General features: G+C 47.1%; 18 protein-coding genes. 13 read left to right on the top strand and 5 right to left on the bottom strand.

What is annotated here, in order from left to right; genetic code table 11:
- The first annotated feature begins 362 nt into the window (after positions 1–362).
- The 12 genes from D3D03_RS02800 (at position 363) to D3D03_RS02855 (ending at position 16,550) form a co-directional block, all read left to right on the top strand.
- Entirely contained in the window at positions 363–2,558 is a 2,196-nt protein-coding gene (locus D3D03_RS02800; RefSeq protein ID WP_233550620.1) for a glycoside hydrolase family 3 N-terminal domain-containing protein, read from the top strand.
- Positions 2,518–5,739 carry a GH36-type glycosyl hydrolase domain-containing protein gene (locus tag D3D03_RS02805; protein WP_119922655.1) on the top strand — a complete coding sequence of 1,074 codons (3,222 nt, stop codon included), beginning with the start codon at positions 2,518–2,520 and terminating at the stop codon, positions 5,737–5,739. The genes D3D03_RS02800 and D3D03_RS02805 overlap by 41 nt, the downstream gene beginning before the upstream one ends.
- 34 nt (positions 5,740–5,773) lie before the next feature.
- The gene (locus D3D03_RS02810; protein ID WP_158583671.1) at positions 5,774–7,309 is read left to right on the top strand and encodes an alpha-amylase family glycosyl hydrolase; all 1,536 of its coding nucleotides are present in this window, start codon (positions 5,774–5,776) and stop codon (positions 7,307–7,309) included.
- Between the two features lie 17 nt (positions 7,310–7,326).
- Positions 7,327–8,292: a LacI family DNA-binding transcriptional regulator gene (locus tag D3D03_RS02815; RefSeq protein ID WP_119922657.1), complete on the top strand. Its 966-nt coding sequence runs from the start codon at positions 7,327–7,329 to the stop codon at positions 8,290–8,292.
- A 154-nt stretch (positions 8,293–8,446) separates the two neighbouring features.
- The gene (locus tag D3D03_RS02820; RefSeq protein WP_028106544.1) at positions 8,447–9,685 is read left to right on the top strand and encodes a sugar ABC transporter substrate-binding protein; all 1,239 of its coding nucleotides are present in this window, start codon (positions 8,447–8,449) and stop codon (positions 9,683–9,685) included.
- Between the two features lie 51 nt (positions 9,686–9,736).
- The gene (locus tag D3D03_RS02825) at positions 9,737–10,624 is read left to right on the top strand and encodes a carbohydrate ABC transporter permease (RefSeq protein ID WP_028106543.1); all 888 of its coding nucleotides are present in this window, start codon (positions 9,737–9,739) and stop codon (positions 10,622–10,624) included.
- A gap of 12 nt (positions 10,625–10,636) precedes the next feature.
- On the top strand, positions 10,637–11,530 hold the full coding sequence (locus D3D03_RS02830; RefSeq protein WP_081776981.1) for a carbohydrate ABC transporter permease: 894 nt from the start codon (positions 10,637–10,639) through the stop codon (positions 11,528–11,530).
- A gap of 238 nt (positions 11,531–11,768) precedes the next feature.
- Positions 11,769–12,692 carry an ATP-binding cassette domain-containing protein gene (locus D3D03_RS02835; protein ID WP_233550621.1) on the top strand — a complete coding sequence of 308 codons (924 nt, stop codon included), beginning with the start codon at positions 11,769–11,771 and terminating at the stop codon, positions 12,690–12,692.
- A gap of 1 nt (position 12,693) precedes the next feature.
- Positions 12,694–13,461 carry an ABC transporter permease gene (locus D3D03_RS02840; protein ID WP_028106540.1) on the top strand — a complete coding sequence of 256 codons (768 nt, stop codon included), beginning with the start codon at positions 12,694–12,696 and terminating at the stop codon, positions 13,459–13,461.
- A 115-nt stretch (positions 13,462–13,576) separates the two neighbouring features.
- Positions 13,577–14,350, top strand: coding sequence for a hypothetical protein (locus tag D3D03_RS02845; RefSeq protein WP_119922659.1), 774 nt, complete (start codon positions 13,577–13,579; stop codon positions 14,348–14,350).
- Positions 14,347–15,576, top strand: coding sequence for a glycosyltransferase family 2 protein (locus D3D03_RS02850; RefSeq protein WP_119922660.1), 1,230 nt, complete (start codon positions 14,347–14,349; stop codon positions 15,574–15,576). Before D3D03_RS02845 ends, D3D03_RS02850 begins: the two co-directional genes overlap by 4 nt.
- Positions 15,577–15,629: 53 nt before the next feature.
- The gene (locus D3D03_RS02855; protein WP_119922661.1) at positions 15,630–16,550 is read left to right on the top strand and encodes a glycoside transferase; all 921 of its coding nucleotides are present in this window, start codon (positions 15,630–15,632) and stop codon (positions 16,548–16,550) included.
- Positions 16,551–16,693: 143 nt separating this feature from the next.
- Here D3D03_RS02855 and D3D03_RS02860 read toward each other — a convergent pair whose 3' ends face one another.
- The 4 genes from D3D03_RS02860 to D3D03_RS02875 all read right to left on the bottom strand — a co-directional run bounded on the left by D3D03_RS02860 (position 16,694) and on the right by D3D03_RS02875 (position 20,455).
- The gene (locus tag D3D03_RS02860; RefSeq protein ID WP_119922662.1) at positions 16,694–17,563 is read right to left on the bottom strand and encodes a hypothetical protein; all 870 of its coding nucleotides are present in this window, start codon (positions 17,561–17,563) and stop codon (positions 16,694–16,696) included.
- 58 nt (positions 17,564–17,621) lie between these two features.
- On the bottom strand, positions 17,622–18,215 hold the full coding sequence (gene uptA / locus D3D03_RS02865) for an undecaprenyl phosphate transporter UptA (RefSeq protein WP_119922663.1): 594 nt from the start codon (positions 18,213–18,215) through the stop codon (positions 17,622–17,624).
- A gap of 217 nt (positions 18,216–18,432) precedes the next feature.
- Positions 18,433–19,755 carry a Na+/H+ antiporter family protein gene (locus D3D03_RS02870; RefSeq protein ID WP_119922664.1) on the bottom strand — a complete coding sequence of 441 codons (1,323 nt, stop codon included), beginning with the start codon at positions 19,753–19,755 and terminating at the stop codon, positions 18,433–18,435.
- A 148-nt stretch (positions 19,756–19,903) separates the two neighbouring features.
- Positions 19,904–20,455, bottom strand: a complete 552-nt coding sequence (locus tag D3D03_RS02875; protein ID WP_119922665.1) for a beta-class carbonic anhydrase — start codon at positions 20,453–20,455, stop codon at positions 19,904–19,906.
- Between the two features lie 333 nt (positions 20,456–20,788).
- Between D3D03_RS02875 and adhE the strand changes: the two genes are divergently transcribed.
- The gene (gene adhE / locus D3D03_RS02880) at positions 20,789–23,383 is read left to right on the top strand and encodes a bifunctional acetaldehyde-CoA/alcohol dehydrogenase (protein WP_028106534.1); all 2,595 of its coding nucleotides are present in this window, start codon (positions 20,789–20,791) and stop codon (positions 23,381–23,383) included.
- Between the two features lie 149 nt (positions 23,384–23,532).
- Here adhE and D3D03_RS02885 read toward each other — a convergent pair whose 3' ends face one another.
- Positions 23,533–24,027 carry an SMI1/KNR4 family protein gene (locus D3D03_RS02885; protein ID WP_119922666.1) on the bottom strand — a complete coding sequence of 165 codons (495 nt, stop codon included), beginning with the start codon at positions 24,025–24,027 and terminating at the stop codon, positions 23,533–23,535.
- Positions 24,028–24,031 lie beyond the last annotated feature (4 nt).

Below are 24,031 nucleotides of genomic sequence, written 5' to 3' on the forward strand. Positions count from 1 at the left end.
TGCCCGTTGTTGTGCAAACAAGTTAACAGATGATGAAACAATAAAATAATTGTCTTAACAAAGAAAGGACGGATGACCGTGAATGAAGTAAAGAGGGATAACGAGACAAACAGTCAATCAGATTGTACTTTATGTATACGGAGAAAAAATAAGAAAAATCACATCTCAAAACTGATGTGTAGCGTTGCTTTTATTTGAGATGAAAAGGGAAACTTCTTTTTTGTAAGAACAATTAAGTAATCTTTCGAAACGTTTCGATAAAAGGGTTGCACCTCTTAATGTAAGCGCTTATAATTTTAAATAACAGGTGAAACGTTTCGACAAAATAACAATTTTTCTAAAAAGGGCGGGATGAGATGAACATGGAACATTTAATCAAGCAGATGACGCTTCAAGAAAAAATCGGACAGTTGATTCAAATTTTACCGTCCGTATATAGCGACGATCATGAAGACGTCATCACTGGACCGGTCGCGCAATTGATGAAAGAAAGTGGTATCACAAGCGAAAATCGATGGGAGATTGGTTCGGTCATCGGGATAAACAATGCTGCGCAAGCACGTTACATCCAATCCCAATACTTAGAACACAATCGATTACAAATTCCTCTGCTCTTCATGGCAGATATCATTCACGGTCATCGGACAATCTATCCCGTGCCTCTTGCGATGGCTTCGTCTTGGGACATAGAGGCGATCGAACAAATGGCAAGACAATCGGCATTCGAAGCAACGGTTTCCGGATTACATGTCACCTTTTCACCAATGGCTGACTTGACACGTGATGCTCGATGGGGTCGCGTCATGGAAGCGACAGGCGAAGACGTTTGGCTGAACGGAGAAATGGCAGCGGCATTCGTCCGAGGGTATCAAGGAACGGATTTAAAAAATGAAGGAACCCTCGCAGCATGTGTCAAACACTTTGCTGCTTATGGTGCCCCTGAAGGCGGACGTGATTACAATACGGTTGATATGTCCGACCGCGAGTTACGGGAATTTTATTTGCCGGCCTACAAACGTGCGTTGGACGAAGGTGCCAAACTGGTCATGACAAGCTTCAACGTCGTAGACGGTATTCCGGCGACTGTCAGTACCTATCTGCTACGGGACATTCTCCGGAAAGAATGGGCGTTTGACGGTGTGACGATATCGGATTGGTCGTCGATCAAAGAAGTCATCTTTCATGGTGTGGCAGAATCCTTGGCGGACGCAGGTCGATTGGCGATGGAGGCAGGTGTCGATATCGATATGATGTCAGGAGCATACCTCAATCACTTAGAAGAAGCGATTGAACAAAAGAGAATCTCAGTCGGTAAGTTGGATGAAGCTGTTTTACGCATTTTAAGATTAAAAGATGAACTCGGCTTATTTGAGCATCCATACCGGGGAATCGAGACGATGACGGAGCAAGCGGTCCATCTCGCACCAGAACATCGTGCTCATGCTCGGGAATTGGCTGAAAAGAGTATTGTTTTATTAAAAAATGAGGATATTTTGCCGCTTTCGAATCAAAAGATTGCTTTGATTGGACCTTTTATCACCTCGACTGATGTTCTTGGTCCTTGGGCCGGAAGCGGGAAAACGGAAGAAGCTATTCCGTTGATACAAGCATTTCGGGAGAAGGGGATACCGTTCTCGTATAGTCCGGGTTCTGATGTAGAAGAGGAAATCGATTGGGAGGTGGCAGTCGAAACGGCACGGCAAGCAGAGGTGATTGTCCTCGCCTTAGGTGAAGCTTCTTGGATGAGCGGTGAAGCGGGCAGCAAAACGGATATTCGTTTACCAAAGACACAAGTGGATGGATTACGAAAATTAGCCGCGTTAAATATTCCAATCGTTACAGTACTCTTTAATGGACGTCCACTTGATTTACGTGAAGTCGAACGTTATTCTACGGCCATTCTCGAAGCATGGTATCCGGGAACGGAAACAGGACATGCGGTCTACAATCTCTTGTATGGCCATCAATCACCCTCTGCCAAGCTGACGATGTCATTCCCGCATCACGTCGGTCAAATGCCGCTTCGTTATGATGCCTTGCGGACAGGACGCCCGGCAGATATTGAAAATGCAGATATGCGTTACACGAGCAAATATTTAGATGCACCAAACGAAGCGTTGTTCCCGTTCGGTTTTGGAATGAGTTATGCGCAGTTTGACTATGAGCAACTAACCTTGTCACATCGTGATTGTGGGTACGGGGACATCACCGCTACCGTTAAAGTGAGCAATACGAGTACGGTGGAAGGTGATGAAATCATCCAATGGTACATTCAGGATCAGGTAGCGGAAGTGTCGCGTCCAGTCAAACAGTTAAGAGGGTTTAATCGAGTGACGATTGCACCGGGGACGAGCATCGAGGTCGAGTTGACGATCAGTTTGGATATGCTGGCTTATCTGCATCCGGACGGAAGCCGCCGTGCGGACGACGGATACTTCACGCTGTTTGTCGGACCAAGCAGCACGGAAGGATTATCTGCTGAATTTGCATTAAATCGAGTCGTAAAGGAGATTCAACATGAACATGATGACGAAAAAACTTCAACTTCAGCAAGGTGAAACGTTGGTCACGCTGACTCCGTTCGGAGATATCCAACAACTTAAATACGGTCAATTGATGATCAATCAGCTGATTCATCATCCGTTGGACGGTTCCTTGATGAACTTTTATGTCCGCTTCAATGGCGGCGAAGCACTGCCGTTACTCGGAATCGCTTCACCCAGCACGTTTGAATTGTCGGACTCCCACATTCGTTGGTCCGGAAATCATGGCGATTTCACTTACACGGTGACTGCACTTGTACACTCGGACGGACTTCGGTTTGATCTATCGTTTGACGGTGAGGGACGGTATGACGTGACGTATGTGCAGGATCTTGGTCTCGCCGATGAGGCGGGTGTCAGAACGAATGAAGCTTACATGGCACAGTACATCGACTACGCTAAATACGATTCGGTTCTTTTGGCACGGCAAAACCAACAACAGTCAACGGGGTTTCCAGGTGTTCTGATGGCGTGTTCTGAAGACATTGCAGAGTATGCGACAGACGGATTCGATGTCTACGGAACGGACTACCGAAAGACGAATCGTCCGAAAGGGTTAAATGGACGGCTGGCGTCCCGCATTTACCAGTATGAGTTTGCCTTACCGACCATTCGGACGAGAGAACTCGATCTGTCCGAAACAGACACGTTATGGTTTGAACTGCGGATTGCTCCGCATCTTGAACAAGCCTTATCTGAAGACACAATCGGATCCATGCCGGAGCTTCGAACGAAACTTTCAGCAGGATGGGAACAGATAACCCGGCCGTTCGCTCATACTCAAAACATCACATTAAGCGGTGACCCAGTATCTGAGGACCGTTTACAGGAGTTATATCCCGATCGTCAGCTGGAAGAGTACGTGGACGGACAATTGTTGTCATTCTTTACGCCGGATGGAGGACACGTTGTCTTGCAGGAGAAGGAACGGCTTGTCGAACGAAGCCACGGGAACATTTTATTGACTGCCGGCAGTCTGATGCCTGCTGTGCCTAAACTCGCGACGACGGTCTTCATGAACGGGGTCTTCAATTCACATATCGTCTGGGGTAATACCAACTACAATAAATGGATGACGAACATTCGCAACCCCTTGAATATCCCGAAAACTTCCGGCCAACGAATTTATGTCGAATACGAAGGAACCGATCATTTGTTGACACTTCCCTCACTGTTTGAAATGGGAATGCAGGAGGCGGTATGGCATTACTTCATCGGTTCCGAGACCATAACGGTACGGACGATGATTGGTGCTGAATCTCCGGTGATTCAATTGTCAATCAACAGTACACAGCCGCTTCGATTTAAAGTGAGTCAACAGATTGCGATGCACACTCAGGAATATGTAGTGCCGTTTCAAATGCAGCAACAGGACAAACGTCTGCTGTTTTCGGCTGATCCCGATGCGGACAGTTCGGCACACTTGCCGGATTTGACGTATACGATCGAAGCCGATCAACAGTTTACGATCCGACAATCATCAGACGGTTTTGACCGGGACTTCGAGGATGATTTGATCTGGATGCAATTTGATGAAACGAACATACTGACACTTCGCCTTGGTGTAGGGAAGGACCGGCTTGCCTTCGAAGAACAAGAGGAAAAGCGTTTGTATGACGTCTGGATGAACCGTTACCGAAACGGTCTTCATTTTGAAAGCGAAGCCGATAAATGGCAGGCGATGGACATGCAGGTGCGATGGTATGTACAAAATATGCGGATTCATTATCAATCACCGCATGGGTTGGAACAGTATGGTGGTGCAGCCTGGGGGACGCGTGATGTCTCGCAAGGTCCAATGGAATTTTTGTTGGCAACGGGTCATTTTGAGGAAGCCCGTGCGCTCGTGTTGACCATCTTTTCACATCAGTTTGAAGCAGGGGGCTGGCCGCAATGGTTTATGTTCGATGAATACGAAGGGATTCAGCAGGAAGACAGTCACGGGGATGTCATTGTCTGGCCGCTTAAAGCTGTCTCCGATTACTTGATTCGAACAAACGACCTCTCCTGTTTGGAAGAAATCATTCCGTTTCGTAACAAAACAGGCGAGGTCGTCAGCGAGAAGTCATTGGTACATCATATTGAACAGGCGATTCAGAAAATCGAGGACGATTTCGTAGGAGATTCCGTGTTTTCAGCTTACGGTGGAGGTGACTGGGACGACACGTTGCAGCCGGCGGATGAGGAATTGAAACGCAATCTGATCAGTACATGGACGGTCGCCCTGACCTATCAGATGATGGATCAACTGTCGAGTGCGCTCTCAAGCATACAGCCGCTCAGTTTGAAACTGGAACGACTCAGTGCAGAAATCAAACGCCAATTCGAAAAAGAGATGATTCTTGATGACGTGATACCGGGTTTTCTTCATGTGACGGATCAAGGCTACCAACCGATGATTCATCCGTCCGATGAGACTCTCCGGATGAAGTATCGACTCCTGCCCATGACACGGAGTATTATCAGTGAACTGGTTTCAAAAGAACAGGCGAATCAAAACATGTCGCTGATTGCCGAACACCTGAAGTTTCCGGATGGCGTTCGTTTGATGGATAAGCCGGCTGCATATCGCGGCGGCGTCAGTCATCATTTTATGCGGGCGGAACAAGCTGCCAATTTCGGACGGGAAATCGGTCTTCAATATGTCCATGCGCATATCCGATATATCGAAGCATTAACAAAACTCGGTCGGTCGGCTGAGACGGTCACTGCACTTGAAGTGATTAATCCGGTTTCGATGACTGCCGTTCCAAATGCAGCTTTACGACAACGAAATGCGTATTTCAGCAGTTCAGACGGAGACTTTAAGACCCGCTACGAAGCTCAAGACCAGTTTAATCGTTTAAAAGAAGGCAGTGTTGCCGTCAAGGGAGGCTGGCGCATTTACTCCAGCGGTCCAGGTATCTGGTTTAATCAATTACTGTCACATGTCTTAGGTATTCGTATACATGAAGACGAGTTGGAATTTGATCCCGTTGTCTCGGAGCCGGTCGAGTTTTCGCTGCATTTCTTCGGAACTCCTTATCAGATTCAAATTAAACAAGGGAAGTCGTTTTCCATTGCATGTAACGGACAAGAATTAATCGGAACGTCCATATTGAACCCTTACCGGACATCCGGACGCCGTGTCTCGCGAGAAGAACTGGAGCAGACGACCGGGGACATCAACCGAATCATCATTACAGTGGAGGGATGACGCAATGCGTCTTCCCTTTTTTAGGAGGCGAATCATGAAAACACATATCCAAAATAAGATTATCTATCACATCTATCCCAAAAGTTTTCAAGATTCCAATGACGACGGCATTGGTGATTTGAACGGGATTCGCAGTCGGTTGGATTATTTGTCCTGGTTAGGGGTGGACCTCATCTGGCTCGGTCCTGTCTATCGTTCACCGGGTTTTGATAACGGGTACGATATCAGCGACTATTATGATATTGATCCGATTTTCGGAACACGCGCAGACATGACGTTCTTATTGAAAGACGCGAAAGCACGGCAGATAGGTGTCATGATGGACATTGTCGCGAACCACACTTCCCATACACATGAGTGGTTTAAAGCATCTGAACTGGATCCGTCCGGTCCGTACGGAGAGTATTATATTTGGCGGGACAAGCCGAATGCGATGAACTCATTTTTTGGAGGCAGTGCCTGGACGTATTCTCCGATCCGTAAACAATACTACTTTCATTCATTTGCATCGGAACAACCGGACTTGAATTGGGAACAGGAACAAATGGGGAAAGAATTAGCCGAAGTCCTGTCATATTGGGTAAATCAGGGCGTCAAGGGGTTTCGATTCGACGTGATCGATTTAATCGGAAAAGATGTCGACACTTTGGAGTGGTTTTGTTTCGATAAAGTAAAAGCCGGTTTGAAGACGCTGCTGTCGCGTGTCGATTCATCCGGATTGGTGCTGGTCGGTGAAGCCGGTGCTTTAAACGCCGGACAAATCATCGAACTTCAACAGGCATCTCTGCTTGATATGGTCTTTAATTTTGAGGTGACGGCGTTAGATGAACAGACGGGGAAAGGAAAATGGGAGCTGGCTCCGTTTTCCAGACGACGCTTCAAAGACACACTGATCAGCTGGCAGGAGCGGTTGCAGGACGGTGGATGGAACAGCTTGTTTTGGAATAACCACGATCAACCACGCGCAATTTCCCGTTGGTACGCTGACAGTCTGGAGGCCGCAGCGATGCTGGCGGTCCTCCAGTTCGGTCTGAGGGGAACGCCTTTCATTTACCAAGGTGACGAGATCGGGATGACGAACGGGTTGATTCAACTGGAGGATTATAAGGATATCGAGACATTAAATTACTTGAAAACATCCGATAATCTGGAAGGAGTCCGGATGAAAGGACGCGACCATGCCCGGATTCCGATGGCATGGAAAAGTGGATCATCTGGATTTTCTAAATCCGAACCCTGGTTAAGAACACTGGAAATAGAAAGCGGAAGAACCGTAGAAAATGAGCAACAAGACAAAAGCAGTTTGCTGTTCCTGTATCATCAATTGATTGGATTGCGAAAAACCTATCCCGTCCTGATGAAAGGGCAGTTTTGCGTGATGGAAACGAATGAACGTCTCCTTTGTTTTCGACGAACTGACCCCGAGGAACGGGCAGTGACGGTTCTAGTGAATCTGACGGATCAGGAAGTAAAACATCCCTTTGAAATCGAACGTGTACTTTGTGCGACACACGAGCAACCATCATCACTTTTAAGACCGTATGAAGCGGTCATATGCTATACTTTTTGAAGAAGGAAGTGATGAAAATGACGGGGATAAAAGATATCGCCAAGGCAGCAGGGGTCTCAATTTCAACTGTTTCATACGCACTTAATGGCAGTACGAAAGTAACGGAGAAGACGAGACAACGAATCGTTCAAATCGCCAATGAGCTTAACTATATTCCGAACGCGGCGGCACGGACGCTCAAGACGCGGAAAACACATATCATCGGTGCATTTCTCGGGGATTACTCGGGATCATTTTATGGAGAATTGTTAAAAGGAATCAACTTGGAATTATCAAACACAGGTTACGAACTGATCGTCTGCAATGGTCCGGAATCCCATCGACTCATGACGGAGCGGATTGTGGATGGAGGGATTATTTTAGGACATCGTTTCACGGAAGAACAAATTATGAGTTTTGCCGACCGAGGGCACCCGCTGACATTACTTGATCGGGAAATCATCCATCCGAACATCAGTTGCGTTCTCTTGAATAATGCGATGGGAATGGAGCAGGAGATGGAAGCAATCGTAGCGACACGTCCAAATCACATTCATCTGTTGAACGGTCCCGTCGGAAACCATGATGCAATCGAGCGGCGTGAAATCGTCATGACCCATGCATTACAGGCTGGAATCACCGTCATGGAATGGGACGGCAACTTCACTAAACGTTCGGGCATACGGGCGACAAGTGATTTGTTGGAAGACTTGAAAGACGGCGATGCCATCGTCTGTCTCAATGATGACATGGCGCTAGGTGTATATGATGTACTACAAAACACTTCATTTCGTATCGGGCAGGATGTTTCATTGGCAGGATTCGACAAACTGGAGATTACGAACTATACACACCCGAAAATCGCGAGTGTCAGTTATTCTAAATTGGAGTGGGGACAAAAAGCAGCTCATTCACTCATGCGACTGATTGATGCAAAAGAAAACGGCATCGAAAAAATCGACTCAAAATTCATTGTGGCTGAATCTGTTTGTCAAAGAAAATAAAATTTTAATTATCTATTGTAAGCGTATACATTAATGATTATAATGTTTATAGAAACGTTTAACCTGTTTTTTTGCAGAAAGACATTTGTATAAACATTATTTTTTTGACATTCAATCGAAACGTTTCGATTGAATGAAGAAAGGGAGGAAACAAATGATGAAAAAAGTGGGAATCGCTGTAGCTGTCAGTACGTTGGCACTATCGGGTATGTTGGCAGGGTGTTCATCGGGATCTGAAGAAGATGAAAAAACATTGACTGTCTGGGCAATGGGGGAAGAAGGAAAAGCATTGCCTAAACTGGTCAAAGAGTATGAACAGGCAAACAAAGGAGTCACGGTCAAAGTTCAAGCCATTCCTTGGGATACAGCACATGATAAGTTACTGACAGCAGTCGCCTCTAAAAACGGACCAGATGTCGTCCAGATGGGGACGTCATGGATGCCTGAGTTTGTTGAAGCAGGTGCACTAGCGGATATGAAGGACTACGTCAAAAAATATCCGGAACTTGCGGAAGATAAATTCTACAAAGGCTCGTTCGATACAGTCAACTTGAAAGGCAGCGTCTATGGAACACCATGGTATACCGATACACGTGTGCTCTATTATCGGAAAGATACATTAGAAAAGGCCGGTTATAAAGAAGCACCGAAAACGTGGGAAGAACTGGAGGCAGTCTCGGCTAAATTATCGGAACGTAAAGGTGACGACATGTATGGAATCACACTCGATACGAATGATCAGATGCTGTCCTTCATGTTTGCCCGTCAAAACGGATCTGAACTGCTGACGGATGAGAACAAACCGTTGTTCAATCAGCCGGAATTCGTGGAGAGTGCGGACTATCTATCAAACTACTTTAAAGAAGGATATGCGCCAATCGACTTCGGAATGGACATCGTGCAGGCCTTTGGCGCGAAGGAGCCGAACGTTCCGATGTTCATCAGCGGACCATGGATGATTAACATCATCAATGAGCAAATGCCGGGTATTGAGAAGCAGTGGGGAACTGCTGTTTTACCTGCCAAAGAAAATAACATTTCGTTTTTAGGCGGCGCCAACCTCAGTATTTTCGAAAGCAGCAAGAAAAAAGATCAAGCTGCCAAATTCATTTCTTACATGAGTCAACCCGAAACACAAACGAAGTGGATGGAGATGACGAAATCATTGCCGTCGACAAAAGAAGCATGGAAAAATGAGACGTTACAAAATGATGAAAAGTTGAAAACGTTTGGCGAACAAATGGAAAATGCTCAGCCGATGCCGTTGATCAGTTCGTGGGAAAAAGTATCACAAACCTATCTGCAGAGTTTTGAGAAGATGTATCGAGGCAAGGCAAAGGTCGAAGACGAGGTAAATGTATTCCAGAAAAAGGCTGAAACCATCCTCAAGTAATCAAAACAAGGGGATGCTTATCCCCTCTTGTTTTGTGAAAGGAGTCACTTCATGAGACGTTTGCTGAACGATCGCGCGCCCTATCTACTAATCGCTCCGACGGTTTTATTATTACTTTTATTTTCGATTACGCCGTTGTTCGTCGCCTTTGTCATGAGTTTTACGAATATGGATTTAGCGGGTATCGCCAATTTCGCTAATGTTGACTGGATTGGAATGACGAACTATCTGGAAATTTTCAAAGATGAAGTATTCCTTCAGGCCTTATCAAATACAGTCGTCTACGTTGTGATCGGTGTACCGCTTGTGATTGCCTTGTCCTTATCAATTGCGATTGCGATTAACTTTGGTAGAGGAAAGGTCTTTGAATGGTTCCGCGTGGTTTTCTATATGCCTTCAATTACGAATGTCGTTGCTGTCGCCGTCGTATGGGGCTTTTTATTTAATCCCCAGTATGGGTTGTTTAACTTTATTCTGAACACGGTCGGTTTGCCGGATGTTCCTTGGCTTCAGGATCCGTTCGTCGCGAAGTTATCATTGATCTTGCTTGCACTTTGGCGTGCGGTTGGAATCAACATGATCATCTTCTTGGCTGCTCTACAAGGGATTCCGCGTACTTATTATGAAGCTGCAGCATTGGACGGGGCAAATACATTTCAACAGATGTTTAAAATCACGATTCCGTTGCTTCGGTATGCGATCTTCTTCGTAACCGTCACGACCTTGATTGGCTGGATTCAATTTTTTGAAGAACCGTTCATCATGACGGAAGGTGGTCCCTTAAATTCGACGACTTCCCTTGCACTGTTCATTTATCAGAACGGGTTCCAGCTGAGTAACTTTGGATATGCAGCGGCCGGGTCGGTGGTCCTGTTCGTTCTGATCATTACTGTGACGTTGATTCAATTTAGAGTGCAAAAGAATGAGAATCCATATTAAGGAGGGACCGTCATGATTCCAAAAGAAAAACCGGTTGCGGTTAACGTAAAACCGGAACGATTTTCTCCGATTCCGAAAGTAAGGATAGGAAAAAAACGTAATCGTCCGCAATGGTTACTGGGACTGGTGTTAACCTTACTTGGTCTATGTTTCATGTTACCGTTTTTCTGGATGGTCATCTCTTCAGTCAAGACAGATGCTGAAATTTTAGCTCTCCCCTTGACGATCTGGCCAGATCAAATCACGTTTGAACATTACGTGAACCTGTTTGTAAATTTAAACTTCCTGACCTATTTAAAAAATACAATCCTGATTGTCGTTGCGTCGTTTTTTGGTTTATTGCTGACTGCGATGGCCGGCTATGCATTTGCTAAATTTACGTTTAAAGGCAGCAAAGTCCTGTTTATCGGTGTTCTGGCGACAATGATGATTCCGGGACAAGTGACGATGATTCCGGTCTATTTGATGTTAAACCAGATGGGATTGACGAATACGATGACCGGAATCGTATTGCCGGGATTAGTCGGCGCGTTCGGAGTATTTTTGTTCCGGCAGTTCATGACGACGATACCGGATGAACTTTTGGAGGCATCCCGCCTCGACGGAGCCAGTGAATTTCGGATTTTCTTCTCGATCATTTTACCGATGTCGAAACCGATCTTGGCAGTTCAAGGTATTTTGACATTCATTGGTGCTTGGAACAGTTTCCTTTGGCCGCTTATCATCGCGAATGATGAATCGCTGTACACATTGTCAGTTGGTCTTGCATTGTTACAAGGACAGCATGGTGGGAACTATGGACTGCAAATGGCCGGAGCAACATTTATGGTCGTACCGATTATTATCATCTTCATGATCTTCCAAAAATACATCATTGAAGGATACAATATTTCAGGAATGAAATAATTGGAGCATTCAAACAGCAGGGTGTTGTTAATCAAATGACAGGCGGGGGCGAATTGAAATCGCTCTCGTCTTTTTTATATACGCTTTTAACACGGCAGTAAAAAAGTATAAAGGTTTCGAAAGACCTAGAGACCGAACGTTGTGTCAGCTCCTTTTGGATTGTTCGCATATCCTAACCTCAAAGCGGGAAAAGATAGAAGAAAAATACGTTCAGCAAATTCTATAGCCGAAAGGACGGATGACCGTGATTGAAGTAGAGCAGTTGACGAAGGAGTACAACGGGAAAAAGGTAGTCGACCAGATTTCGTTTCACGTGAAAAAAGGGGAGATTTTTGCGTTTTTGGGACCGAACGGAGCCGGGAAGTCGACGACGGTTCAAATGCTGACGACGTTGATTGCCATCTCGTCCGGTCACGCGACGATTAATCAATACGATATCGAACGCGATCAAAAAAACGTCCGGCTTCAAATCGGGGTCGCCCTGCAGGAAACGGGCATCGATAATGATTTGACGGGGCAGGAGTTGTTGGTGCTGCAAGGAAAGTTGTTCGGTTTCTCCCAAGAGAAAGCAGTCGAACGAGCGCACGAGTTATTGGAGCTTGTTGGTTTAGCAGCAGACGGCAAACGCCGGTCCGGGACGTATTCCGGCGGGATGAAGCGGCGGCTTGACTTGGCACTGACGCTTGTTCACCAACCGACTGTCCTCTTTTTGGATGAACCGACGACGGGTCTTGATCCGGCAAGCCGGTTACAGATTTGGACGGAAGTCCGCCGTTTAAACGAAGAATACGGGACGACGATTTTTTTGACGACACAATATTTGGAAGAAGCGGATCAACTGGCTGACCGGATCGCGATCATCAATGACGGCAAGTTGATTGCCGAAGGAACAGCGGCAGAACTGAAAGCGATGAACGGAGCCGAACGGATTGAGGTCGTCCTCGAAGATCAATCCGCCAGCGAAGCGTTTCGAGCGGCGTTTTCAGGACGGATCGAAAAAGAAATCGTTCTTCTGCCGTCAGCGGGAACAGAGACGCTTAAACAAGTCGTCCGCTATTTGGATGACCATCACCTGACAGCACGATCGCTTGTCGTTAAACAACCGTCACTCGATGATGTCTTTATTCAGTTGACCGGTCAAGCGTACAAGGAGGACAAGTGACATGTGGCGCGAAACCCTGATTTTGACCAAACGCAGTTTACTGGTAACGTTACGAAATCCGTTCTCATTCATCCCGAATTTAATCATCAGCGTTTTCTTCCTGCTCGTTTATACAAGCGGGTTGTCGGGCATCTCGAGCCTGCCCCAGTTCGGTGGCGTCGATTACTTGAACTTCATCTTGCCGGTATCGATCGTCTCCGGTGCAGTCGGTGGAGCCGGTGGAGCCGGGCAGGCGCTCGTCAAAGATATCGAAAGCGGCTATTTCGCGCGGCTGCTGCTGACGCCGGTTTCCCGGACGGCCATCGTCCTCGGACCGATGCTTGCGGGGATGTTGCAACTGTTTGTCCAGACGTTGCTGATCTTCGGCATGGGCTTTTTACTCGGGCTGTCGATTCCAGCCGGCAGTGCCGGATTTTTCCTGACGATTGTCCTCGCGCTTGGTTTTGGTCTCGCCTTTGCCGGTTATTCGGTCGGGGTTGCCCTGAAAACCCGGAATGCTCAGGCGGCGCAAGCCGGAACATTGCTGTTTTTCCCGCTGATTTTCTTGTCGACGACGTTCGTCCCGAAAGAGTTGATCGAAGCGGAATGGTTAAAAATCGCAGCGACACTCAATCCGACGACGTACATCATGGAAGGTATGCGGGCCGTTTTGTTGCGTGAGACGATTGACTGGAGTGTCTATACGCAAGGGGTGCTTGTCGCAGCCGTTCTCAGTCTTGCAATGGTCGTGTTTGCGGCCCTTAATGCCCGAGGCGCCTTAAAAAAATAAACGGGAAATTTATACAATACCTTTGCCAATAAAGTTTAAAGAAGTCAGTTAATGGACATTCGAATCTGGGAACTATAAAATAATAGGAATCTACAGAAACGAATGGGGGAGTAGAATGAGGCGTTATAACGGTTCTTTATTCTTACTGCTGGTGCTTTTTGGTGCCGCAGGATATGGTCTTTTCTTATTGGAGCGATCGGCACCGACACCATCCGTGTTTATCCTCCTTCCATTATTACTGGTCATGACGTTTTTAAACGGCCGGAAAAACTTTTTACTTCTGATTGCCTATACCCTCGGACTTGGATTTTTTTATCTCGTCTTGTCCTGGTACACCGACGCTTCGAATGAGGCTCAGCTTCTGTACATCGAGCAACATCTGATTGCTTCATTGCTGATTTTCTTATATTGGTTGCTGTTGCGGCATCTGCGGTCCGTTTTCGAAGAAAATCAGTATTTAACAGAACGTGTCCGGACGTTGGAAGGGTATTCCGAAACACCTCAATTATTAAGTTACAGCGAATTTTTGGACCGGACGGACTTTTTAATGGCCGGTGCCAAACGGCGTAATGAAACCAATTACTTGATTCATTTACGGTTAAAACCGACGGCACTCAATAAAAAAAGTATCATGCAACTTTTGACGGTCGCCGGTCTTCGTGTCTTCCGGGCGCATTATGACGTCATGTCGCAACGGAACAAATTTGAATTCCTGATTTTCCTCCAAAATACGGATACGGCGGGAGCAAACATTGCATGTGAACGCTTTTTAGGCGAAGTGCGTGCTCAGATGACATCGATTCATTACCCCTTTGAGATCGAAGTCTTACCGGTCAAACAATCAGTCGAAGCCACGGTCCGTCATCAGGATGAGGAGGTCGTGCGATGAACCTCATCTTGAACGGAATCATGGCAATCTTTTGGCTGATGTTACTTTATTACTCGTTCTTGACGATTGCAGGAATCATCGATCGTTATGCGAAGCAAAAGCGACCGGAGCTTGAAACCTATCCGTCCGTCGCTATTCTGATTCCGGCACACAATGAAGGCGTCGTCATGCAACAGACCTTAGAGGCGATGATGGCAATCGAATATCCGGGTCAACTGGACGTCTTTTTGTTGGACGATCAATCGCAGGATGATACGAAACAGATTGCCCGTGAATTTACGACATTGTTCAGCCGGATTCATTACATTCAAGTGCCAAAAGGTGAACCGATTGGCAAATCCCGTGTCTTGAACTACGGGTTAACCATTACGGATTCGGAGTACTTTTTGATCTATGATGCCGACAATCAGCCGAAACCGGATGCGGTGACGAAACTCGTCGAACAAGCGGTCACGACCAAAAATGCATGTGGAGCGGTAGGCGTCGTCAAAACGATTAATGCCGAGACGAATACGTTGACGCGGATGATTGCGATTGAATTTCAGGTGTTCCAACTCATCATGCAAAGCGGACGCTGGCGGGCCTTTAAGACGGGTTCGTTAGCTGGAACCAATATGTTGTTGAAGCGCAGTGTGATTGAAGAATTGGGTGGATATGATCCTTACGCATTAGCGGAGGACGCGGAGTTGACGATGCGGGTGACGGCACTCGGCTATACCTTGCCGGTCGTTTATACGGCGGAAACGTGGGAACAGGAACCGGAATCGATGAAAGTTTACATGAAACAGCGGACCCGGTGGATGCTCGGTAATATCTACCTGTTGGAAAAAGCGTTTCTGACCCGTGATTTTTGGCGGGGGCGGACGCTGGTCCATTCACTTCAGCACATCATGACCTATCTGTTGTTTATCTTCTTGCTGCTGATTTCTGACATCGTCTTGATTTTAGGGTTGTTTGGTTATGCGTTTGATGAGGCGACGACCCCGTTGATCATGTTCTGGTTCATGACGTATCTCGTTTATACGATTCAAATATTAGCCGCGCAGGAACTTGAAAAAACAGCGACTCCGAGGAACGTCTTGATTGGACTGATCATGTACTTCACGTATGCCCAGCTGTTCGTCATCCTGCTGTTCCGTGGTATGTTTGCTTACATTAAAAGTAAAATTCGGAAGGAAACCATCGTTTGGGACAAAACCAAACGGGTTAAAATCGAGCAACCATGAAAAAAAAGCGATTTGCCGTTATCTTTATTGTGCTTGCCTTAGGAGGTCTATTCGTGTTCATGACCCGTCAGCAGGATCCTGTCATTCAACAGGTTGAAACCGTTTATATGAAAGAGGGTCTCATCCGGGCGTATGATCGGGAAGAGGCCCAGCGTCTTTCGGAAAGTTTGGGACAATATATGGTCTATCTCCTCGAAATCGGGGATGCTGATCGATTTGCAGAACAGGTCGACATTCTGCGCAAACAGTTTCTGGTCACTACAGAGGAAGGGGACTTCATTAAATGGGAGTTGACACCGAAAACAGCGACGAATGCAATCGTAGATGATTTTCGGATCAGTAATGCACTGATTGCCGCAGCCAAACGATTTGATGAGCCTTCCTATCAACAATTGAGTCGACGAATTGACGACGGAATCGTAGAACACATGAAAGTGTCTGATGTTCCCATCGATTTTTATGATTGGAACCTGAAGATGCAAACGAATGAACTCCGCCTCAATTATCTCGATGCGACCGCACTGAAAAGACTGAACTTGGTCGAACCGGTGGAGAAAGTCCTTCGAGCGGCTCCTCGGTCCGGTCCTTTTTTCCATGAAATCTATCTTCCGGAAGACAAGCGATACAAAACGGCGGACGACAAAGAAGTCAACATGATTGATCAGGCCTTGATTGCGATCGTTTCAGAGGAATTGACCGGACAACAAGATGAAGCATTTTATGCATTCATTGATCAAGAAATGAAGAAAGGGAAGCTGTATGCACGGTATGACCGCTCGACTGCAGCTCCCCAATCTGATGACGAATCCAGTTCCGTCTATGCCTTGTTATTACCTTTTGTCTCAAAAGAGGTGCAACGCAAAATGAAGGAGCGGCTAGATCAGATTGATTTGACGGATGCTGCGACGACACATGTCTTCGATTATTTAAATGAAGCGATTGCGCGTGTCCAAACTTCGATGCCAAATAAATGATGTCTCTAAAAAAACAAACGGACTATCTGTTCGATTTACAGATGAAATGGACGTAACAGTCAATTTCTACACAGAAGAGGGTGGCAGACTTAGAATCTGCCACCCTCTTCTTGTTTAAACGAAATCATTTGTTTGATGGGGTGTCACTCGGGAAGAAAATCTTGAAATGTTCCGGCATACAAACGGGTTTCCGTCGACAGGACAATCCGGTCCTGACGCATTTTGATTGTTCCTTGCAACGGGGTTCCTTTTTCCGACTCGAATTGAATCCGGGCTTGTTCCTCGTAATGTTGACCTTCTCGTTTCAGCAGATAGGTCTGCTCATTATCGGTCGTGATCAGGTGATCGCCCTGAACGATGAAATCAGAAAAATGCCGTGTGGGAACGCTATAACTGGTTCCGATACCGTTTTTGAGATGAACGATCCGGTAATCCGGATGATAGAAAAACCAAGCATCGTCTGAAGCGCAGACATTCAAAGCGTAACAATCGTCAATCGGGTACTCCTTATTTTTGAAGACGACCTGTCCGTGAGCATCAAATACAACGAGACCAAATGATCCAACTGAATTCGTCGCGGCATCGGCAAATACACCTTCATCAAAATAACTGACCCAAATCTGATCCTTTTCATCGACGTGGACATTCTGAATCCCGTCATCGAGACAGTAGCTGTCCAGTAAGTGACCAGAGGTATCATAGATAAACGCATTGGGTAACCAAAGACCGTCGACATCATCGTCGCACCGTGAGGCGACGAGCAAGATCCGGCCGTCCGAGAATGAATCGACATAGCTGAAATCCGTTTCGGCCTGTGCGACAATCGTCGTCGTCCGCCATTGGTCGTGTAAGCGATGGACATGCAGGACGTTGCGGTGCCGTTTCGCATCATAGATTTCTTCGATCATCATGATCTGTCCTGAAATCGTCAATCCGGTCGCAATATGTTTTCCTGTTACTTGAGAGGCGGTGACACGGTCGAGGTGGATTTTTAATGTGTTGGAAGTATCCAAATGAAGTCGCTCCTTTTTAAAAACAGTCTGCCACGGGGGACAGACTGCAAAACTTAAATTACGTTGTACGCTGACGTTTTTTGAGGGCTACATACACAATGATCATGACGACCGCTGCAATTAACACCCCGTTTGTATAGGGGGCAGCCACCTCTTTGATCGAGCGCCAGTTTGTTCCGAGCGTGTCTCCGAGATATAAAAATAAGATCGACCACGGGATGATTGCTAAAATCGTATAGACGGAAAACTTCGTCTGATCCATCTTTGCGAGGCCGGCCGGAATAGAAATCGCATGACGGACGACCGGGATGAACCGGGCACCGAAGATGACACCTTGTCCATACTTGATGAACCAACGTTCTGCCAAATCAAGATGATGCTCCGTAATTAACAGGTACTTCCCGTATTTTAAAATCAGCGGTCTTCCACCGTAGCGGGCGAACCAGTATAAGAATAATTGCGAAAATAATCCGCCGATGACAGCGGCGACGATGGCGAGCGGCCAACCGATCATTCCTTGAGAAATCATGAATCCTCCGTAGGATAAAACGATTTCACTCGGAATGATTTCAATCATGAGACCCAGTGCAATCCCGAAATACCCGAGATCCGCCAGGTAAAGTAAGACATCATTGACAACTTGTGATAACACACGAAACACTCCTTCAGCTTCACTTCATTCCTTTATATTAGAGAAGAAAGACGGAAAATGGAAGAACAATTCATCAAACGGAATAAACAAATATGTCAGTCGCATCTTTAGACTACAGGTGCGCAAGCATCTCACAATGATTTGAGACGAACCACCTCTGGCCAAAAAAAGAACCAACGTCCGTCGAGACGTTGGTTCTTGATTGTTTTCTGATTGCTTACAAGACGACGGCAGCAATCGTTCCGAAAATCAACAGCGGAATGTTGTAGTGCAGGAACGTCGGGATGACCGTTTCGCGCATGTGATCGTGTTGACCATCGGCATTTAATCCGCTTGTCGGACCGAGCGTCGAGTCGGAAGCCGGGCTACCGGCATCTCCGAGCGCACCGGCTGTTCCGATGATGGCAATCGTCGCTTCTAAGCTGAATCCATACTGCATGCAGAGCGGCACGAAGATGGCAGCGATGACCGGAACAGTCGAGAAGCTCGAGCCGATCCCCATCGTGACGAGGAGACCAATCAACAGCATGACGAAAGCGGCAACGAGTTGCGAATCACCCATCAACGATTTGGAATTCTCGACAAGCGGGTTGATGTCACCCGTCTCGCGCAGGACATTCGAAAATCCGTTTGCTGAAATCATGACGAAACCGATGAATGACATCATCCGCATACCGCGTGTGATGACATCGTCTGCTTCACTGAAGCGGACAAGGCGAAGGACGAGGAACAAGACAAGTCCTGTCGTTGCCGCAATAATCATCGATTCGGTCGTCAGTTGGACAGCCAGTGTCGCGAGGACAACGAGTCCGCTGAGGAACAACTTCGTTTTCGTGATGACCGGAATCTCGTAATCGTCCGGTGCGATGTTGCGCATTTCGTACTCCCGCGGCTTGCGGTAGTTATAAAGACCGATCAACAGACCAACGAGCATTCCGAGTGCAGGAATCGCCATCGCTTGGATGACGGAAGCACCAGCGATATTCATTCCGTTATCTTCGATGTTCTTTAACAAAATCTGATTCAAGAAGATGTCCCCGAATCCGACCGGTAAGAACATATACGGTGTGACGAGACCAAATGTCATGACGATTGCCATCAAACGACGGTCAATCTTCATTTCATTAAACAAGCCGAGTAACGGCGGAATGATGATCGGGATGAAGGCGATGTGGATCGGCAAGACGTTTTGTGAACTGATTGCCAGTAACAAAATCGCGAAGGTGATGAACCCTTTTAATTTTTTGACCGATGCGGCGTCAGCCGTTCGTTTTGAACGGGAGATTAAGGCATGAGCCAATGCATCCGGCAAACCGGTTTTCGACAAGGCGACGGCGAACGCACCAAGCAAGGCATAGCTGAGGGCGATCTCCGCTCCGGCGCCGAGCCCGCCGGCAAAGGTTTCGATCGTCTTCGATAAACTGAGTCCACCGACGACTCCACCGACGATGGCACTCAGGACCATCGCGAGCACGATGTGGACGCGGAAGATGGCTAAAGCAAATAATAAAACAACGGCAATGATGACAGCATTAAACATTTTAAAACCACACTTTCTTTTGGTATCACTGTACTATACTAAAGTATCATACAGACCGTTCTTTTGACTGTCAAGAAAAAAACACAAAAAGGTATGACCGGCGTCAAATCGAGGCAGGTCATACCTTTCTTCTACATTAAAGAGCGATTCAGCAATCGACTTGATCGAGTTTTCCTGTTCCCGGATCGATGACGAGTCCGTGAACTTCCGTACCCGGCGGCAGCAACGGATGGTTTTTGATCAATCCAACCGAGTGACCGACGTTTTCTTCGACGGATGTGAAACCGCGTAACCATTGCTTCAAGTCGACGCCGGAAGCATCAAGTGTGTGCAGGACTTGTTCGTTGATGCCACGGTCTTGCATCTCCGAAATCATCTTCGCCGGATCGATTGTACTCATGCCGCAGTCATGATGTCCGATGACAATGACTTCTTCCGCTCCGAGGGCGTAGAGGGCGACGAGAATTGACCGCATGACGGATCCGAATGGATGGGACAGGACGGCCCCGGCATTTTTGATGATTTTGGCATCACCGTTTTTCAGACCAAGTGCGTGGGGAAGGAGCTCCGTCAAACGTGCATCCATACAGGTCAGAATCACAACCTTCTTATCCGGGAACTTATCCGAGATGAATGGTTCGTATTGTTTCTCTTCGACGAACTGTTGATTAAACGCAAGCATTTGATTAACGACTGACATGATACTTCCTCCTTTAAGACAAATGAATGATGGAACTAGTTCTAGCGTACACGATGAACGATTGGTCAGACAAGCAGATTCATGATTTGCTGTGACAGTTGTCACAGGGGCGGGATAAAAAAGCAAATCCTTGCGTCCGAACAGATGGATTCGTTGAAAACGCTCTCATACATGTGAAATAGTTCACAGGATGGTCATGCACAAATGGAGGGAAAGGCGGTATGATTGATTTGTGAAGGAAAGCACAAACTATTCAAAATCAGCTTGGCATTCCTAACATGCTGTAGGGAAATGCAGACTCAGATTCGTTCCAAAATAGGGAGGAAACCTAACATGGCTGTCAAAGAAAAAATCAAACAAGATGTCTCACCTGTCGAACAAGCAATCAATCAAATCGTCGCGAAAGGTCAAACGGCACTTCAAGAATTACTGACATTTGATCAAACAAAAATCGATACGATCGTCCGGGACATGGCACTCGCTGGTCTCGAACGTCACGTCGAACTGGCTCGTCTCGCGGTCGAAGAGACAGGACGCGGTGTCTTTGAAGATAAAATGATCAAAAACATGTTCGCAACAGAATACATCTACAATAGTCTTCGAAACGAAAAAACGGTCGGGATTTTAGAAGAAGACGTTCAAAACGGAATCACCTACATCGCGGAACCGGTCGGTGTCGTCTGTGGCGTCACACCAGTGACGAATCCGACATCCACGACGATGTTCAAAGCGTTGATTGCGATCAAGACGCGTAACCCGATCGTCTTCGCCTTCCATCCATCCGCGCAAAACTGTTCACTCGAAGCGGCGAAAACATTACGTGATGCGGCCGTCAAAGCGGGTGCACCAAAAGATTGTATCCAGTGGGTCGAACAACCGTCACTTGAAGCAACGAAAGTCTTGATGAATCACACCGATATCGCGATGGTCCTTGCAACAGGCGGAGCCGGCATGGTCAAATCGGCGTACTCGACCGGAAAACCAGCGCTTGGTGTCGGACCGGGTAACGTACCGTGTTACATCGAAAAAACAGCTAAAATCAAACGCGCCGTCAGTGATTTGGTTCTCTCAAAAACATTTGATAACGGAATGATTTGTGCGTCTGAGCAAGCGGTCATCGTTGATCAAGAGATTTATGCCGAAGTGCGGGCAGAAATGGAAGCACTCGGTTGCTACTTCTGTACACCGGACGAGAAAAAACGTCTGGAGGCACTCGTCATCAAAACCGATACATGTGCCGTCAATGCGGACATCGTCGGGAAACCGGCGACCTGGATCGCAGCAAAAGCTGATATCAACGTTCCGAGTAACACCGTCATGCTGGTTGCGGAACTCGAGAAAGTCGGAGCGGAAGAGCCGTTGTCACATGAAAAATTAAGCCCTGTCCTTGGTGCATACAGTGTCGCCTCAACGAATGATGCCTTCCATGTCGCAGAGCGCATGCTTGAAATCGGCGGACTTGGTCATACGGCTGTCATTCATACGACAAACGATGAGTTGATGACGGCATTTGGTCTCCGGATGAAAGCCTGCCGGATTCTCGTCAACAGTCCGTCAGCACACGGCGGAATCGGCGATCTCTACAACGAATTGACACCATCACTGACACTCGGTTGCGGATCGTACGGGAAAAACTCGGTTTCAGAAAACGTAACGGCGAAACATCTACTCAATGTCAAGAAGGTGGCGAGACGACGCGTGAACATGCAGTGGTTCAAAGTACCGGAAAAGATTTTCTTTGAAAAAAACTCGGTTCAATACTTGAAATCGATTCAAAATGTCTCACGGGCGTTGATCGTCACCGATCAATCGATGGTTGAGTTCGGTTATGCCGACAAAGTCATCCGTAACTTGCCGGCCGGCGTCAGTTACCGGATCTTTGACCAAGTCGAACCGGATCCATCCGTGACGACCGTTCAAGTCGGTGCACAGGCAATGCGTGATTTTAAACCGGACTTGATTATCGCCCTCGGTGGCGGATCGGCGATGGATGCTGCGAAAGGCATGTGGTTATTCTACGAACAGCCAAACGAAACGTTCTCGAACCTCCGTCAAAAGTTCATGGATATCCGTAAACGGGCGTATAAATTCCCGGAACTCGGCAACAAAGCGAAGTTTGTCGCCATTCCGACAACTTCCGGTACGGGATCAGAAGTCACACCGTTCACCGTCATCACCGACAAAGAGAAAAACGTGAAATACCCGATTGCTGACTATGCGTTGACACCAGACGTTGCCATCGTTGATCCGGAGTTCGTCATGACAGTGCCGGCTTCGATCACGGCGGATACAGGGATGGACGTCTTGACACACGCAACAGAAGCGTTCGTCTCTGTCCTTGCGAATGACTACACGGATGGACTGGCGTTAAAAGCAATCAAGATGATCTTTGAGTACTTGCCACGTGCTTACGATAACGGTTCAGACGCCGAAGCACGCGAAAAAGTCCACAATGCTTCAACGATGGCCGGAATGGCGTTTGCGAATGCCTTCCTCGGCATCAACCACTCAATCGCACACAAAATCGGTGGGGAGTTCCACACACCACACGGTCGGACAAATGCGATTCTGATGCCACACGTCATCCGATACAATGCGACACGACCAACAAAACTGGCAGCCTTCCCGAAATACGAATCGTTTATTGCAGATGAACGGTATGCGGAAATCGCGCGTTACCTCGGTCTGCCGGCAGCAACGACGGAACAAGGCGTCGAATCGTTTATCCAAGCCGTCAGTGAGCTCGGACAACGCCTCAACATCAAGATGTCGTTTAAAGCCCAAGGCATCAAAAAAGCCGACTTTGAAGCGAAACTCGACAAGATGGCAGTCGATGCGTTTGAGGATCAATGTACAACAGCGAATCCGAAAATGCCGCTCGTGACGGAACTCCGTCAAATCATGGAATTTGCTTACGAAGGTATCTAATAGAGAGAAAAACATCATGGCAATTGAAAGAGCCTTGCTTCCGGTTAACGGAGGCAAGGCTTTCGTATGTTTTTGATCATGTGAGGTGAAAATCAGGCGGATTCCTGTCTTTGCTTTCCTGAAGTAGAGGTATATGTATACATAAAAGATTACCGAAACCAGTCCCAATACATCGTCCCTTGCGCAACAATCAGATAATCAAGCCACTTATCGAAGGAGAACGGGAGCCGTTCGAAGTCAGGATCTTCGTACGTCAGGAATTCACCGGTCCAGATCCGATTGTCGCCTTCACTGATCGATTCGCAAACGAGCCATTCGCCGTCAGGTCCGGCACCAATCGGGATGAAGCCCGGTGGACATTCCCAAATCGGGAGGTACGTCAAAATAGCATCAATCGAAAATAACTCGAAACCCCCGCCGCCGTCCGGCGTGAAATAAAGACGGGCACCATTATGAACACTTAAAAAATGTACGATTTCTTTTGGTGTGTCTTTTGGAAGTCGAGCCAATTCTTCCGGGCTGGCGCCTGAGTTGAAGCTGAACGACTCGACCTCGACATATCCTTCTTCCTTTTGCACTTCGAGCTGACTGTTGATTAAGCGGGTCTGTAATTGAAGTAATGTTTCCATCCCTGCTTGATACATGTCT

It is taken from the genome of Exiguobacterium sp. RIT452 (assembly GCF_003598705.1).
Classification (GTDB): domain Bacteria; phylum Bacillota; class Bacilli; order Exiguobacteriales; family Exiguobacteriaceae; genus Exiguobacterium_A; species Exiguobacterium_A undae.